General features: G+C 74.6%; 16 protein-coding genes. 8 read left to right on the top strand and 8 right to left on the bottom strand.

Annotated features, from left to right (window positions below):
• Positions 1–4 precede the first annotated feature (4 nt).
• Entirely contained in the window at positions 5–835 is an 831-nt protein-coding gene (locus C8054_RS29980) for a carbon-nitrogen hydrolase family protein (protein ID WP_107162521.1), read from the bottom strand.
• A gap of 78 nt (positions 836–913) precedes the next feature.
• On the opposite strand from C8054_RS29980, the gene C8054_RS29975 reads away from it, so the two are divergent.
• The 6 genes from C8054_RS29975 (at position 914) to mug (ending at position 5272) form a co-directional block, all read left to right on the top strand.
• On the top strand, positions 914–1486 hold the full coding sequence (locus C8054_RS29975; RefSeq protein ID WP_107162520.1) for a TetR/AcrR family transcriptional regulator: 573 nt from the start codon (positions 914–916) through the stop codon (positions 1484–1486).
• Positions 1487–1579: 93 nt separating this feature from the next.
• On the top strand, positions 1580–2500 hold the full coding sequence (locus tag C8054_RS29970; protein ID WP_107162519.1) for a TIGR04222 domain-containing membrane protein: 921 nt from the start codon (positions 1580–1582) through the stop codon (positions 2498–2500).
• The gene (locus tag C8054_RS29965; RefSeq protein ID WP_107162537.1) at positions 2497–3315 is read left to right on the top strand and encodes a DUF692 family multinuclear iron-containing protein; all 819 of its coding nucleotides are present in this window, start codon (positions 2497–2499) and stop codon (positions 3313–3315) included. Before C8054_RS29970 ends, C8054_RS29965 begins: the two co-directional genes overlap by 4 nt.
• Positions 3312–3758: a hypothetical protein gene (locus C8054_RS29960; protein WP_107162518.1), complete on the top strand. Its 447-nt coding sequence runs from the start codon at positions 3312–3314 to the stop codon at positions 3756–3758. Before C8054_RS29965 ends, C8054_RS29960 begins: the two co-directional genes overlap by 4 nt.
• 32 nt (positions 3759–3790) lie before the next feature.
• Positions 3791–4552: an SDR family oxidoreductase gene (locus C8054_RS29955; protein WP_107162517.1), complete on the top strand. Its 762-nt coding sequence runs from the start codon at positions 3791–3793 to the stop codon at positions 4550–4552.
• Positions 4553–4651: 99 nt separating this feature from the next.
• On the top strand, positions 4652–5272 hold the full coding sequence (mug, locus tag C8054_RS29950; RefSeq protein ID WP_107162516.1) for a G/U mismatch-specific DNA glycosylase: 621 nt from the start codon (positions 4652–4654) through the stop codon (positions 5270–5272).
• An 81-nt stretch (positions 5273–5353) separates the two neighbouring features.
• On the opposite strand, the gene C8054_RS29945 is transcribed toward mug, so the two are convergent.
• The 3 genes from C8054_RS29945 to C8054_RS29935 all read right to left on the bottom strand — a co-directional run bounded on the left by C8054_RS29945 (position 5354) and on the right by C8054_RS29935 (position 8495).
• On the bottom strand, positions 5354–7336 hold the full coding sequence (locus C8054_RS29945; RefSeq protein WP_107162515.1) for an ABC transporter ATP-binding protein: 1983 nt from the start codon (positions 7334–7336) through the stop codon (positions 5354–5356).
• Between the two features lie 117 nt (positions 7337–7453).
• On the bottom strand, positions 7454–8221 hold the full coding sequence (locus C8054_RS29940) for an enoyl-CoA hydratase/isomerase family protein (protein ID WP_107162514.1): 768 nt from the start codon (positions 8219–8221) through the stop codon (positions 7454–7456).
• A gap of 46 nt (positions 8222–8267) precedes the next feature.
• Positions 8268–8495, bottom strand: coding sequence for a helix-turn-helix domain-containing protein (locus C8054_RS29935; RefSeq protein WP_007072022.1), 228 nt, complete (start codon positions 8493–8495; stop codon positions 8268–8270).
• Between the two features lie 182 nt (positions 8496–8677).
• Between C8054_RS29935 and C8054_RS29930 the strand changes: the two genes are divergently transcribed.
• A complete protein-coding gene (locus tag C8054_RS29930) occupies positions 8678–9280 on the top strand; it encodes a cadmium resistance transporter (RefSeq protein WP_233220240.1) in 603 nt (200 codons plus the stop codon).
• A 27-nt stretch (positions 9281–9307) separates the two neighbouring features.
• On the opposite strand, the gene C8054_RS29925 is transcribed toward C8054_RS29930, so the two are convergent.
• The gene (locus C8054_RS29925; RefSeq protein ID WP_107162512.1) at positions 9308–10915 is read right to left on the bottom strand and encodes an ABC-F family ATP-binding cassette domain-containing protein; all 1608 of its coding nucleotides are present in this window, start codon (positions 10913–10915) and stop codon (positions 9308–9310) included.
• A 247-nt stretch (positions 10916–11162) separates the two neighbouring features.
• Between C8054_RS29925 and C8054_RS29920 the strand changes: the two genes are divergently transcribed.
• Positions 11163–12086: a neutral zinc metallopeptidase gene (locus tag C8054_RS29920; RefSeq protein WP_107162536.1), complete on the top strand. Its 924-nt coding sequence runs from the start codon at positions 11163–11165 to the stop codon at positions 12084–12086.
• Between the two features lie 88 nt (positions 12087–12174).
• On the opposite strand, the gene C8054_RS29915 is transcribed toward C8054_RS29920, so the two are convergent.
• From C8054_RS29915 to C8054_RS29905, 3 genes are all read right to left on the bottom strand, one after another.
• Entirely contained in the window at positions 12175–13386 is a 1212-nt protein-coding gene (locus C8054_RS29915; RefSeq protein ID WP_107162511.1) for an RCC1 domain-containing protein, read from the bottom strand.
• A gap of 159 nt (positions 13387–13545) precedes the next feature.
• The gene (locus tag C8054_RS29910; protein WP_107162510.1) at positions 13546–14184 is read right to left on the bottom strand and encodes an acVLRF1 family peptidyl-tRNA hydrolase; all 639 of its coding nucleotides are present in this window, start codon (positions 14182–14184) and stop codon (positions 13546–13548) included.
• Positions 14185–14202: 18 nt separating this feature from the next.
• The gene (locus C8054_RS29905; RefSeq protein WP_107162509.1) at positions 14203–14835 is read right to left on the bottom strand and encodes a LysE family transporter; all 633 of its coding nucleotides are present in this window, start codon (positions 14833–14835) and stop codon (positions 14203–14205) included.
• Between the last annotated feature and the right edge of the window lie 196 nt (positions 14836–15031).

The following is a 15031-nucleotide window of genomic DNA, read 5'->3' as shown; positions in this document are numbered from 1 at the left end:
GCGGTCAGGCGACGTGCGTCGCGCGGGCGGCCCCGGCGTCGGGCAGCCGGTCGAGCAGCATGGTGTGCGCCGCGCGGGTGTCCGCCAGGACCGCCGGGTCCAGCGTCGCCACCAGCACGTCCTCCCCGGCGTCCGCGCCCCGGGCCAGCGCCCGGCCCTCCGGGTCGTAGACCGCCGCGCCACCGTTGAACCGCCAGGGCGCCACGCCGCCGACCGCGTTGGCGAAGACCACGAACATGGTGTTGTCCAGCGCGCGGGCCGCGTAGTAGAGGTCCCGGCGATGCGCCGAGCCGGCCAGGTAGCCGCTGGGGCAGAGGTAGCCGTGCGCGCCGTCGCCCGCCGCGGCCCGGCCGTGCTCCGGGAAACAGCCGTCGTAGCAGATGCCGAGGCCGAACCGCCACGCGTCGACCACCAGCGTGGCACCCCGCCGGCCGGCGTCGAACAGCTCGCGTTCGCCGCTCCAGAGCTGCTGCTTGTCGTACGCCGCGGTGACCGTGCCGGTCGGGTCCACCACCAGCGACGAGATGGTGCGCCGCCGGTCCGGGTGGCGGACCGCGGCGCCGATCACCACGGCGGTCCCGCCGTCCCGCGCGGCGGCGCGCAGCGGGTCCAGCCGGGCGTCGTCGACCCGCCCGGCCGGGTCGGCGGTCACGTCCGTCCCGGACGGGTCCGCGCCCAGCGTCGGCGGATGGTACGCGGGCAGGAACAGCTCGGGCAGCACCACGACGCGGGCCCCGGCGGCCCGGCCGACCAGGCGGGCGGCGGCTCGCGCGTTCCCGGCGACGTCACCGGGCACCGGTTGCGCCTGCACGGCGGCGACGGTCAGCGGGGTCATCACCGGATGGTAGCCAACCCGCCTCGCAAGCCGTACGTACGGTTTGCGTCGGCCTCCGCCACCTGCGACGATCGCACCGTGCCCAGAGTAAGTCAGGACCAGCTCGACGCGCGCCGGCAGGAGATCCTCGCCGCGGCGCGGGCGTGTTTCGCCCGGCACGGCTACGAGGGCGCCACCGTGCGGCGGCTGGAGGAGGCCACCGGTCTCTCCCGGGGCGCGATCTTCCACCACTTCCGGGACAAGGACTCACTCTTCCTCGCCGTGGCCGAGGACGACGCCGCCGCCATGGTGGAGACCGTGGCCCGCAACGGCCTGGTCCAGGTGATGCGGGACCTGCTCGCCCGCGCGGTCTCCCCGGACACCACCGGCTGGCTCGGCAGCCAGCTCGAGGTCTCCCGTCGGCTGCGGACCGACCCGGCGTTCGCCAAGCGCTGGTCCGAGCGCTCCGCGGCCATCGCCGAGGCGACCCGGGAACGGCTGCTCCGCCAGCGCGAGGCCGGCGTGCTCCGCGACGACGTGCCGATCGACGTGCTGGCCCAGTTCCTGGAGCTGGCCTACGACGGGCTGGTGCTGCACCTCGCGATGGGCCGGCCGGCCGGCGACCTGACCCGCGTGCTGGACCTGGTCGAGGAAGCCGTCCGCCGGCACTGACGTCTCGGTCCGGTAACTGGCCGCCCCGTGGAGATCGACACTGGCGTACCTGCTCCACAATGAGCCGCGACCCCCTCGCGACAGGAGCACAGCATGACCGTCCTCGCGGCCGACACCTGGGGCATCCCCGGCCCCGTCTTCCTGCGCTGGTATCTCGTCGCGGCCGTCGTCCTGGTCGTCGGCACGGCGGTGTACCGGTTCCGCGCGTTGGCCGGCACCCCGGTCCCGGACCACGGCTCGCTCGGCCCGCAGCAGGTCGCGTACCTCAACGGGGGCGACCAACTCGCGGTCTGGACCGCGCTCGGCGGCCTGCGCCGGGCCGGCGCGGTGGGCGTGCATCCGGACCGGCGGCTGGCCACCGGCGGGCCGCTGCCGGCCGGGCTCACCCCGCTGGACCAGGCCGTCCACCACGCGGCCAGCCAGGGCCTGCGCGCCCGGGAGCTGCCCCGCGACGAGTGGGTCCGGCGTGCCCTCGACGAACTGCGCGACGGCCTGGTCCGCCGCGGCCTGGCGCTGGACCCGGAGCGGCGCCGCACGCTGCGACGCGGGTCCATACTGCTCGGCCTGCTGCTGGTGCTCGGCGTGGCACGTGCCTTCGTCGGGCTGACCAACGGCCGGCCCGCCGGCTTCCTGCTCCTCGTCCTGGTCCCGCTCATCGTCGCGTTCCTGCTGTTCAACCGCGTGCCGTGGCGCACCCGGGCGGCCACCACCGCGCTGCGCGACCTGCGCCGCCGGCACACCGCGCTGCGGCCCGCCGCCGCGCCGGCGTACGCCACGTACGGCCCGTCGGCCACCGCCATGGCGGTGGCGCTGTTCGGCACCGCCACGCTCTGGACCATGGACCCGGGCTTCGCGGAGCAGGCCGAGATCCAGCGCCAGGCGATGGGTTCGGCGGGCAGCTCCGGCAGCTCGTGCGGCGGTTCCTCCTCCTGCTCCGGCGGCTCCTCCTCGTGCGGCGGCGGCAGCTCCTGCGGCGGGGGTGGCGGCTGCGGAGGCGGCGGGTGCGGCGGATGAGCGGCCCGTCCGGCGTCGGCATCGGCTGGCGGCCCGAGATCGCCGGCTTCGTGGCCGACCTGCCAGGACTGCGCTTCGTCGAGGTGGTCGCGGAGGCGGTCGCGCCGGCCGGGCCGCTGCCCGACGGCCTGACCGAGCTGCGCGCCCGCGACGTCACCGTCGTACCCCACGGGGTGCGGCTCTCGCTCGGCGGCGCGGAACCGGTCGACCCGGCCCGGGTGGCGCACCTGGCCGCGGTGGCGACGGCGCTGGACGCGCCGCTGGTCAGCGAGCACATCGCGTTCGTGCGGGCCGGTGGCCTGGAGGCCGGCCACCTGCTGCCGCTGCCCCGCAGCCGGGAGGCGGTGGCCGCGGTGGTGGCCAACGTCCGGCGGGCGCGGGCGGAGCTGCCGGTGCCACTGGCGCTGGAACCGATCGCCGCGCTCTTCGACTGGCCCGACGACGAGCTGGACGAGGCCGACTTCCTCACCGAGATCCTCGACGCGACCGACGCGCTGCTGCTGCTCGACGTCGCCAACGTGCACGCCAACGCGCGCAACCGGGGCGGCGACCCGGCCGCGCTGCTGGACCGGCTGCCGCTGGAGCGGATCGCCTACGTGCACGTGGCCGGCGGGGCCGAGGCCGGCGGCTTCTACCACGACACGCACACCGATCCGGTGCCCGCCGCGGTGCTCGACCTGGTCCGGGAGCTGTGCGCCCGGCGCCGCCCGCCGGCGCTGCTGCTGGAACGCGACGGCCACTACCCGCCCGCCGCCGAGCTGCGCGGCGAGCTGGACGCGCTCGCCGCCGCCTCCGGGTACCCGGTGGTCACGTGAGCGGCGACCTGGCGGCCCGGCAGGCCGAGCTGGTGGCGACGCTGGTCGCGGGCGGACCGCTGCCGCCCGGCTTCGCCGCCGCGCCGGTCGAGGCCGCCCGTCGGGCGCTGAGACGCAAGCGCGCCGGCGACGTGGCCCGGCACTGGCCACTGCTCGCCGCCGGCCTCGGCGCCGACTGGCCTGCGGTCTTCGTCGACTGGGCGGCCGGCCGCCCCACCAACGGCTCGCTGCGCGACGGCTGGGACCTGGCCCGCGAGCTGCGCGACCGGGGCACGCTGCCGCCACTGGGCGCCGACGAGCTGGCCTGGCGCGAGGCGGCGAACCGCTACGACGGCCGCGGCACGCCCCGACGCCGCCGCCTCCCGGCGCTCGCCCGCAGCGGCGGCGCCGTCGTGGTCCAGTTCGCCGGCCGGGTACGCCTGCTGCGCCCCGCCCCGCGCTGACAGGTCCGCCCCCGATGCGGCAGGATCGGGACATGGATCTCGGACTGGCCGACCGGGTGTACGTGCTGACCGGCGCCTCCGGTGGCCTCGGTCTCGCCACCGCCCGGCACCTCGTCGCGGACGGGGCCCGGGTGGTGGTCTCCGCGCGGGCCCCGGAACGGGTGGCTGCCGCCGTCGAGGCGCTCGGCGGCCCGGCGCGGGCCATCGGGCTGACCGCCGACCTGGCCGACCCCGGCACTCCGGACCGCCTCGTGGCGGCGGCCCGCGAACACTTCGGCCGGCTCGACGGCGCGCTGATCTCGGTCGGCGGGCCGCCCGGGGGCACCGCCGCCGAGGTCACCGACGCGCAGTGGCGCGAGTCGTTCGAGACGGTCTTCCTGGGCAGCGTCCGGCTCGCCCGCACGGTGGCCGGCGCGCTCACCGACGGCGGCGCGATCGCCCTGGTGCTGTCCACCTCGGTGCGCGAGCCGCTGGCCGGGCTGGGCATCTCCAACGGCCTCCGACCGGGCCTGGCCGGGGTGGCCAAGGACCTGGCCGTCGAATACGGTCCGCGCGGCGTACGGGTGGTGAGCCTGCTGCCCGGCCGGATCATGACCGACCGCAACCGGGACCTGCTGGCCGCCTCCGGCGACGCCGACCGGGCCCGCGCCGCGGCCGAGGCGGCGATCCCGCTGGGCCGCATCGCCGAGCCCGCCGAGTTCGGCCGGGTGGCCGCGTTCCTGCTCTCCCCCGCCGCGAGCTACGTCACCGGGGTCACCGTGCCGGTCGACGGCGGTGCGCTGCGTGGCCTGTGACGGCACGTCGACGACGTCGCGGCCCGCTGCCGGCGCGGTGACGCGCCCGCAGCCCGGTGCCGGCGCGGTGACGCGCCCGCGACCCGGGACGGCACGTCGATGAACGACCGACGCCGCCCCGCCGGCGGGCGACCCGAACCCGCGGCCGGTCCCGCCGCGCCCGCCCGGCGTCACCCGCGACCCAGCCGGGAGCAGCTCGCCGCGGCGGCCGACCGGCTGCTGCCCGACGTGCTCGGGCCCGGGCTGGACGTGCTCTTCGTCGGCATCAACCCGGGCCTGTGGTCGGCGGCCACCGGCTGGCACTTCGCCCGCCCGGGCAACCGGTTCTGGCCGGCGCTGCACCGTGGCGGGTTCACCCCGCGCCTGTTGCACCCCAGCGAGCAGGACGAGCTGCCCGCGCTGGGGTTGGGCATCACGAACATGGTGGCCCGGGCCAGCGCCCGCGCCGACGAGCTGACCGCCGCGGAGCTGGTCGAGGGCGCACGCGTGCTCACCGACAAGGTCGAGCGCCACCGGCCGCGCTGGGTGGCGGTGGTCGGGGTGACCGCGTACCGGATCGGTTTCGCCCGGCCGAAGGCCGGCTTCGGGCCGCAACCGGAGCCGCTCGGGCCGGCGCGGCTCTGGGTGCTGCCCAACCCGAGCGGGCTGAACGCGCACTTCACGCCGGAGACGCTCGGCGCCGCGTTCGGTGAGCTGCGCGCGGCGGTCACCGGCGGATAGCGCCGTCCGGCACCGCCGCAGCCGGGCAGGTCACCGGCGCCCGGGCGGAACGCCGAGAGCCGGCTCCGGTGCGACAGGCCCCTAGTTCGCCGTCGCCGGCGGCATGCTCTCCTGCGCGACGTACGTGCCCATCGGCACCGTGGTCACCACCGGCTCGGGCTGCTCCGGCTCCGCGTACGGGACCGGCGAGTCGGTGACCGCGAACTGGGTCCGGTACAGCTCGGCGTAGAGGCCGCCGACCGCCACCAGCTCGTCGTGCCGGCCGCGCTCGACGATGCGGCCCTCGTCGAGCACCAGGATCTGGTCGGCGTCGCGCACCGTGGAGAGCCGGTGCGCGATGACCAGCGCGGTACGCCCGGTCAACGCCACCGACAGCGCCCGCTGCACCGCCGCCTCGCTCTCCGAGTCGAGGTGCGCGGTGGCCTCGTCGAGGATCACGATCGACGGGGCCTTGAGCAGCAGCCGGGCGATGGCGATGCGTTGCTTCTCGCCGCCGGAGAAGCGGTAGCCCCGTTCGCCGACCGTGGTGTCGAGCCCGTCTGGCGTGGCCCGGACCAGGTCGGCGACCTGCGCACCGGCCAGCGCCGCCCAGATCTCGTCGTCGGTGGCGTCGGGCTTGGCGTAGCGGAGGTTCTCCCGGATCGTCTCGTGGAACAGGTGCGAATCCTGGGTGACCACGCCGATCTCGTCGCGCAGCGAGGTGAGCGTCGCGTCGCGCACGTCGACGCCGCCGACCAGCACCTGGCCGTCGCTGACGTCGTAGATCCGGGAGATCAGCATGGACAGCGTGGACTTGCCGGCGCCGGACGGGCCGACCAACGCCACCATCTGCCCGGGCTCGACGGCGAACGAGACGCCCTTGAGCACCGGCTCGTTCACCGTCCGGTCCAGCGTGGCGACCTCCTCCAGCGAGGCCAGCGACACCTCCGCGGCGCTCGGGTAGCGGAAGCGCACGTCCCGGAACTCGACCCGACCGTTGCGGGGCGGCACCGGCACCGCGTCGGGCTTCTCCGCGATGGCCGGACGCAGGTCGAGCACCTCGAAGACGCGGTCGAAGGAGACCAGCGCGCTCATCACGTCGACCCGGACGTTGGACAGCGCGGTGAGCGGGCCGTAGAGGCGGGTCAGCAGCAGCGCGAGCTTGACGACGGTGCCCGCGCTGACCGCGCCGGTGACCGCGAGCCAGCCGCCCACGCCGTAGGTCAACGCCTGGGCCAGCGAGGCGACAAGCAGCATCGCCACGAAGAACGTACGCGAATACATGGCGGACTGGATGCCGATGTCGCGCACCCGTTCGGCCCGACGGGCGAACCGGTCGGCCTCCACCTCGGGTGCGCCGAACAGCTTGACCAGCAGCGCGCCCGACACGCCGAACCGCTCGGTCATGGTGGCGTTCATCTTGGCGTCGAGGTCGTAGGACTCACGGGTGATCTCGGCCAGCCGACGGCCGACCCGGCGGGCCGGGATGATGAAGATCGGCAGCAGCACCAGCGCCAGCACGGTGATCTGCCAGGACAGCACCAGCATCGCCCCGGCGGTGAGCACGAGCTGGATGACGTTGCTGACCACCCCGGACAGCGTCGAGGTGAACGCGCGCTGGGCGCCGAGCACGTCGTTGTTGAGCCGGCTGACCAGCGCGCCGGTCTGGGTGCGGGTGAAGAACTGCAGCGGCATCCGCTGGACGTGGTCGTAGACCCGGGTGCGCAGGTCGAGGATGATGCCCTCGCCGATGCGGGCCGAATACCACCGCTGGGCCAGCGAGAACAGCGCGTCGGCCACGGCCAGCGCGGCGATGATCAGGGCGAGCCGGACCACGGTGTCGCGGGCGTCGGGGCCGCGGCCGGCGATCGCGTCGATGACGTCACCGGCGAGCAGCGGGGTGGCCACGCCGATCACCGCGGCGACGATCACGGTGAGCAGGAAGACGACGATGTCGCGCCGGTAGGGCTGGGCGAACGCGACGATCCGCCGGGCGGTGCCGCGCTTGAGCCGGTGGGCGGAGACCTCGTCGCGGTTGCGCAGCGACCGGAGCATGCTCCAGCCGCCCATGCCGCCGCCGGCCATGGGGTTGGACACTCGTCACCTCCGGGTCGTCGGGCCGCGCGGACCGCCGGGGTCAATTCTCCCGACGCCTGTGACAACCTCGCGAGTAACCCAGATCTTCCCCCGGGGTCCTTACCGCTATTCGCCGCGCCCGGCCAGGTCCCGGATCCGACGGGTCTGGGCCTCCCGCTCGGCGCGCTGCTGCTCGGCGTGCGAGCGCCCGGCCACGCCGGCGAGCAGCGCCTTGATCTCCACGACGGCGTCCCGGCTGTTGGCCAGCAGCCCGGCGGCCAGGTCGCGCACCGCGGCGTCCAGCTCGTCGGGGGACACCACGAGCGTGGCCAGGCCGATCCGGTCCGCCTCGGCGGCGTCCATCCGACGGCCGGTGGCACAGATCTCCAGGGCGCGGGAGTAGCCGACCAGCTCCACCAGGCGGCGCGTGCCGGCCAGGTCGGGGACCAGCCCGAGCGTCACCTCGGCCATCGAGAGTTTCGCGTCGGCGGCGAGCACCCGCAGGTCGCAGGCGAGCGCGAGCTGGAAGCCGGCACCGATCGCGTGGCCCTGCACGGCGGCGATCGAGACGACGTCCGGCCGGTGCAGCCAGGTGAAGCCGGCCTGGTAGGCGGCGATCCGGTCGGCGCACTCGGACTCGGAGAGCGTGGCCAGCTCGGCGAAGGAGCCCGGCCCGGAGGCACCGGCGACCGCGAGGTCCAGGCCCGCGGAGAAGGCCCGCCCCTCGCCGCGTACGACGACGACCCGGACGTCACCGGGCAGGTCCCGGGAGAAGTCGCTCATGGCGCGCCACATCGCCGGGGTCTGGGCGTTGAGCACGTCGGGCCGGCACAACGTCACCGTCGCGACCGGCCCGTCGCAGTCGAGTCGAACTCCGGTCGTCCCGGTGGTCACCGGACCACCCGGAGCGCGACGCTGATGGACGACGCTGGGGGGCGGGTCACGCCTTCTTGCGGCGCCGGGCACCGCCGCGCTGCCGCAGCTGCACCCCGGACTCGGTGAGCACCCGGTGGATGAACCCGTACGAGCGGCCGGTCGAGGCCGCCAGCGCACGAATGCTCTCACCCCCGGTGTACCGCTTTACCAGGTCTTTGGCGAGCGTCTGACGCTCGGCCCCGACGATCCGGCGACCCTTCTCAGTGCTGGTGGCTGTGCCGGTGGCTGCCATGCTGATTCCTCACGTCCCAGACTGTGCGGTTCGGATACGGTCCCACCTATTAGACCGCCTCGAACGATCATGCGCCAGATATCAACTATTCGCCAACCGACACGCTACGCAATGTCAGCTTCCCGATAGAGTGATCCTCTCGGCCGTCCGGGCCGTACCGGCCGGGTCGTATCGTGCCCCCGGTGACCGATCTGATCGCCGGCGCGGCCGGTGCCGCCGGAGTGTTCGCCGCCACCAACCTCGACGACATCGTCGTGCTCACCGTGCTCTTCGTGGCGTCCCGGACCGACGGCCGGCCGCGACCCTGGCAGATCGTCGCCGGCCAGTACGCGGGTATCGGCGCGCTGGTCGCCGTCGCGGTGGTGGCCGCCGCCGGCCTGCTGGTGGTGCCCGACCCGTGGCCGGGGCTGCTCGGGCTGCTGCCGATCGCGCTCGGCGTCCGCGCGCTGCGGAACCGGACCGGGGACGACGACCCGCCGGTGGTGGTCGGCACCCTCTTCGGCGTCGCCGGGATCACGGTGGCCAACGGCGCCGACAACATCGCGGTCTACGTGCCGGTCTTCCGTGCCCTCGACCCGCTCACCGGCCTGATCTGGTTGCTGGTCTTCGCCGTGCTGGTCGCCGTGTGGTGCGCCGTCGCCGCCGCGCTCGGCGGCCACCCCCGGGTGGTGTCGCTGGTCGGCCGCGCCGGCCACTGGCTGGTGCCGGCGATCTTCGTCGTCATCGGCGCGACCATCCTGCTCACCTCCGGCGTCCTCCCCCGGCTCGCCGACCTGCTCGGCTGAACCGCGCCGCCGGCCGCCGCCCCCGGGTCAGGCCAGCTCGACCAGTTCGAGCAGGTCGTCGGACCAGGCGTCCTCGTCACCGTCGGGCAGCAGGATGGCGCGGTCCGGCTTGAGCGCGCTGACCGCCCCCGGGTCGTGGGTGACCAGCACGATCGCGCCCGGGTAGCGGGCGATCGCGTCGAGCACCTGCTCCCGGCTGACCGGGTCGAGGTTGTTCGTGGGCTCGTCCAGCAGCAGCACGTTGGCCCCGGAGCAGACCAGCGTGGCCAGCGCCAGCCGGGTCTTCTCGCCACCGGAGAGCACCCCGGCCGGCTTGTCGACGTCCTCGCCGGAGAACAGGAACGCACCGAGGATCTTGCGCAGGTCGGTGTCGGTCTGGTCGGAGGCGGCGCTGCGCATGTGCTCCAGGATCGTCCGGTCCACGTCCAGCGTCTCGTGCTCCTGGGCGTAGTAGCCGAGCCGCAGGCCGTGCCCGGGGCGGACCTCGCCGGTGTCCGGCTCCAGCAGGCCGCCGAGCATCCGCAGCAGCGTGGTCTTGCCGGCGCCGTTGAGCCCGAGGATGGCCACCCGGGAGCCCCGGTCCACCGCGACGTTCACGTCGGTGAAGATCTCCAGCGACCCGTACGACTTGGACAGGCCGGCGGCGGTCAGCGGCGTCTTGCCGCACGGCGCCGGGTTGGGGAACCGGACCTTGGCCACCTTGTCGGCGTGGCGTACCTCTTCCAGCCCGGAGATCAGCTTCTCGGCCCGGCGGGCCATGTTCTGCGCGGCCACGGTCTTGGTGGCCTTGGCCCGCATCTTGTCGGCCTGGGCCATCAGCGCGCCGGCCTTCTTCTCGGCGTTGGCCCGCTCCCGGCGACGACGCCGCTCGTCGGTCTCCCGCGCCTCCAGGTAGGCCTTCCAGCCGAGGTTGTAGGTGTCGACCACGGAGCGGGTGGCGTCCAGGAACCACACCTTGTTGACCACGGCCTCCAGCAGCGAGCCGTCGTGGGAGATCACGATCAGGCCACCCTTGTGGTTGGCGAGGAAGCCGCGCAGCCAGGTGATCGAGTCCGCGTCGAGGTGGTTGGTGGGCTCGTCGAGCAGCAGGATGCCGCCGCCGTTCTCGCCGGCGTCCCGGAACAGGATCCGGGCCAGCTCGATGCGGCGGCGCTGACCGCCGGAGAGCGTGCCGATGGTCTGCGCCAGGGCGCGGTCGGGCAGGCCGAGGTTGGCGCAGATCCGGGCCGCCTCGGCCTCGGCCGCGTAGCCGCCCAGCGAGGCGAACTGATCCTCCAGCGCGCCGTAGCGGCGGACCAGCCGCTCGTCGTCGGCGCCTTCGGCGAGCTTCTCCTCCAGCTCCTTCATCTGCGCCATGAGCACGTCCAGGCCGCGCGCGGAGAGGACCCGGTCCCGGCCGGTGACCTCCAGGTCGCCGGTACGCGGGTCCTGCGGCAGGTAGCCGATGGCGCTGCGCCGGTCGAGCTGCCCGGCGTACGGCTGGCCCTCCCCGGCGAGCACCTTCAGCGTGGTGGTCTTGCCGGCGCCGTTGCGGCCGACCAGGCCGATCCGGTCGCCCGGCTGCACCCGCAGGGTGGTGTCGGACAGCAGGATCCGGGAACCGGCGCGCAGTTCCAGGCCGGTGGCAGTGATCATGTCGGAGTACTCGCTCTCGGGGTCCGGAAGGGCTGACTCAGGGCACGCGAAAGCGCCGGCGGGTCTCGTTCTCCCGTCGGCGCGGGGCCGTTCAGCCTTCGCAGCGCAGCACGGTTCCAGTGTACCGGGCGCGCCGTGGTCGTCCCGCCGGATTACCGCACAAGATCATCGGGTACCGAATTCGCCGTCCGGACCCGGTCCGGTACCGCAACCACCACACACGGACAGATCGGTGATCGGGGTCAACATGGAGCTGAATGAGAACGCGCGGGTCGACACCAGCCAGGTGGACGACCGGCGAGGGTCCGGCGGGGGCGGCGGCGGCGGGATGGGCATCCCGATCCCGACCGGCGGCGGTCGCGGCGGGATCGTGGGCATCATCATCGCCGTGCTGGTCGCCCTGGTGGGTGGCGGCTTCGGCCTCAACGCGGCCACCAACGGCGGCGACGGCTCGGCGCAGGGCGACAACACCTCGCTGGAGCAGAAGTGCTCGGCGGACGACGCGTTGAAGCAGCTCGACTGCCGCAACGCGCTCTACGTCAACTCGATCCAGGCGTACTGGCGCACCGCCATGCCGGAGGTGTTCGGCGAGCAGTACAAGCCGTCCAAGACGGTCTTCTTCAGCCAGAACGTCAGCACCGGCTGCGGCGCGGCCGACTCCGGCGTCGGCCCGTTCTACTGCCCGGCCGACGACCTGGTCTACATCGACCTCACGTTCTACCGCCTGCTCGCCGACCAGCTCGGCGCCGAGGGCGAGTTCGCCCAGCCGTACGTGCTGGCCCACGAGTACGGCCACCACGTGCAGGACCTGCTCGGCACCGAGGCGCAGATGCGCCGCCAGCAGCAGCGCGACCCGCAGAGCGCCAACGCGCTGTCGGTGAAGCTCGAACTCCAGGCCGACTGCTACGCCGGCGCCTGGGCCAAGAACGCCACCGGCACCGCCGACGAGCAGGGCCAGAAAATCTTCGAGAGCATCACCGACCAGGACATCCAGCAGGCGATCGACACCGCCGAGAAAATCGGTGACGACGCCATCCAGCAGCGCTCCGGCCGGCCGGTGAACCCGGACGAGTTCACCCACGGCAGCTCCGAGCAGCGCAAGCAGTGGTTCACCAAGGGCTTCTCCACGGGCGACCCGAAGGCCTGCGACACCTTCGGCGCCGGCCAGTAGACCGCCGCTCCCCCCGCCGGGCCGTCGGCCGGCACGCTGGCACACCCAGCGGCGCCGGCCGACGGCCCGACGTCGTGTCACCGGCGGATCAGGCCGGCAGCGTCACCTCGGCCGGGCTGGACCGCTCGACAGTGGTGCCGTCGCCCAGCTGGCCCCCGCTGTTGTCGCCCCAGCACCACAGGCCGCCGTCGGTCCGGATCGCGCAGCTGTGGTCGGTGGCCGCCAGGCCCCCCGTCCAGGTGGTGGCGGTACCGACGCGGGTCGGCGTGGACCGGTGGGTGGTGGTGCCGTCGCCCACCTGCCCGGTCGCGTTCTTGCCCCAGCACCACAGGCTGCCGTCGGTGCGGGACGCGCACGTCGCGTCACCGCTGGCGGCGACCCGGCTCCAGGTGGCGACGGTGCCGACCTGCACCGGCGCGGTCTGGTAGTTGCCGCTCACGCCCAGCTGCCCGTATCCGTTCTCACCCCAGCACCACAGCGTGCCGGCCCGGACGCCGCAGGTGTGCGCGTACCCGGCCGTGACGCCGGTCCAGGTGGTCGCGGTGCCGACCTGCGCGGGCGTCGTCTGGGAGCCCAGCGTGCCGAGACCGAGCTGACCGTCCGAGCTGAGCCCCCAGCACCACAGCGTGCCGTCGGTGCGGACGCCGCAGGTGTGCGCGAAGCCGGTCGAGACGCTCGCCCAGTTGGTCGCGGTGCCGACCTGCAACGGGGTGGTCGCGGTGTAGGGCGAGCTGCCGACGCCCAACTGTGAGGTCCGGTTGAAGCCCCAGCACCAGAGCGTGCCGTCGGTGCGGACGCCGCAGGTGTGCGCCGGGCCGGCGTCCACCCGCGCCCAGTTGGTGGCGGTGCCGACCTGCACCGGGGTGCTGCGGCTGGTGGTGGTCCCGTCACCGAGCTGGCCCCGGAAGTTCGACCCCCAGCACCACAGCGTGCCGTCCGTCCGGACCGCGCAGGTGTGGCCGGTGCCCGCGTCGACGCCGGTCCAGGTGGCGGTGCCGACCCGCGCCGGGATCCCCCGGTTCGTGGTGGTCCCGTCACCGAGCTGGCCACTGTAGTTGGAGCCCCAGCACAGCAACGCCCCGTCGGCGCGGATCGCACACGTGTGCGCGCCGCCCGTGGTGACGCTGGTGGCCGCGGCGCCGGCCAGCGCGACGCGTTCGGCGGGGCCGGCGGATGCCGGGCCCGCGGTGAGTGCGGCGGTGAGCACGACGCTTCCGGTGCACAACGCCGCCGCCGCGGCGAGGAGCCGGGTGGCGGTGCGCCACCGGGCCCGCAGCCGGCCGCCCTGATGTCCGTTCATGAAATGCCTTCTCCTGACGATGTCGGTGCGTGAACGGCGGAGAAGCTGCCCTGGGGTCGCCCGGAGACCCACCACTTCGTGGCACCGACTTTATGCATCGAGTCGATTCGATGCACTAGGAGCGCGCGGGATTGACCGTCTTGATGTGATCTTTCCTGTTCACCGGACCAGGATGTGGACCGCCCGGGCGGCGGTGACGGCCGCGACCAGGACCGCGTGCCGGGGCTCGGGCACGTCGAGGAGGCGACCGGCGCGCAGCGCCGCGAGCGGGGCCAGCCGCCGGTCGGCCAGCACCGTGTCCACCGCACGCCGGTCACCGCCGCAGACCACCGCCGTGAGCGTGCCGGCGACCGGCAACAGCAGACGTACGGCGAGATCGGCGGCGTCGCCGAGCGCCGCCTTCGCCTGGTTGTCGCGCCGCCTGGCGAACCGCTGCTGGGACCAGCCCCCGGCGGCGGTGCGGCCCTGCACGTACCGGGTGTCGACCTTGGAGGTCACCAGCTCGGTCCCGTCGGCCACCCCGACCGCCACCGCGCCCTTGCGGGCCAGCAGCAGGCCGATCCGGCGGGGCGCGGCGGCGACACCGGCGAACGCGGTCAGGTCCGGTGTGGAACGCGCGCCGGGCGGGGTGTGCAGCTCGGCGGTGGCGCCGTCCGGGGCGGTGAGCAGCAGCCCGTAGCCCTGGACGGTGGTGACGGGTGGGCCGTGCCGGTCGGCGAAGCCCTCGACCCAGCGGAGGACGCGGCCCGGATCGACCTCCACCCACCGGCCACCACCGGCTGCGGGTCGGCTGCTCATGCCACGACGGTACGCGGTTCAGCCGGACAGCACCGTGACCGCCGCCAGGGCGGCGATCAGCGCGCTGGAGACCAGCCCGGTGACCAGCCGACCGCGCGGGCCGGCCAGCACGCGCCCGACCATCGACCCGCCACCGGCCACCAGCAGTTGCCAGCTCGCCGACGCCAGGAACGCGCCGGTCACGAACGACGCGGCGGCGGTCGGGTCCGGGTCGGCAGCGTTCCGGCGGCCGAGCACCAGCGCGGCGAAGTAGAGCACCGTCGCCGGGTTGAGCAGCGTCAGCCCGAGCAGCGCCGCGTACGCCCGGGCCGGGGTGTGCAGGCCGCGCCCGGGCGGCGTCCCGGTGACCTCCCGGGCCCGCCGGCCGGACCAGGCCCGCCACAGGCCGTGGGCGGCGATGCCGAGCAGCACCAGCGCGGCGACCACCCGCAGCGGCCCCGCCACCGGGGCCAACACGCGGGCCAGCCCGGCGCCGCCCAGCGTGGCCAGCGCGGCGTAGAGCCCGTCCGCGGTGGCCACCGCGAGCGCCGCGGCCCCGCCGACCCGGAACCCGTGGCGGGCGCTCAGCCCGAGAATGAGGATCGCGATCGCGCCGACCGGCACGGCGACGCCGTAGCCGGCCAGTAGACCGGCGAGGAACGCCCCGGTCACGACGATGGACGGTGACGCGAGCCGACCCGCCGCGCGGTGCGCTGTCGACGCGCGGTGGTGGCCGCACGGGAACACCCACGTTCGGGCGCACTGGAGTTCAGCGACATGGGACCGGCGTGGGTCCCCGTACGCGATGGGGTGTCGGCCGGGACGCTGCGGGCCGGCGACGGCGGCGCGGCGGAGGTGGCCGGCCGCT

Origin of the sequence: Micromonospora sp. RP3T (assembly GCF_003027925.1) — a bacterium.
Classification (GTDB): domain Bacteria; phylum Actinomycetota; class Actinomycetes; order Mycobacteriales; family Micromonosporaceae; genus Micromonospora.
Note: the sequence above shows the minus strand (reverse complement) of the source record. Positions and strands in the feature narration are given on the sequence as shown.